The organism is Halostella sp. PRR32 (genome assembly GCF_034808085.1).
In the GTDB taxonomy this organism is placed as follows: domain Archaea; phylum Halobacteriota; class Halobacteria; order Halobacteriales; family Natronoarchaeaceae; genus Halostella; species Halostella pelagica.
Window position 1 is genome coordinate 1 of record NZ_JAXHGL010000049.1, and the last position, 313, is coordinate 313.

The window sequence follows — 313 nt, forward strand, 5'->3', positions numbered from 1 at the left end:
CTTCGAGTCTCCCATGACGAGCGAGAACGGGTCCGCGACGTCGAGGACGTCGAGCGCGGCCTCGACGCCGACGACCTTGTTCAGTTCGAGACTCCCGATCTCGGCGGCGTCGGCCTCGTAGTACGCAACGTCGATGCGTTCGAAGACCGCCACGACGGCGTCGGGGACGTCGTCGACGTCGATGTCCGGGAACCCGCCGACGGTCTCGAGGACGCTCCGTATCTCGGGGTCCGCGGCCGCGTAGAACCGGCGTGCCCACGCCGCGGCGGGCGCGAGGTCGTCTGCGTCCGCGGTCCAGTTCTCGTAGGACTCG

1 pseudogene is annotated in these 313 nt (G+C 69.3%); it reads right to left on the bottom strand.

What is annotated here, in order from left to right:
• Positions 1-313 (bottom strand): annotated as a pseudogene (locus SM753_RS20350) (HAD family hydrolase); the annotation flags it as partial.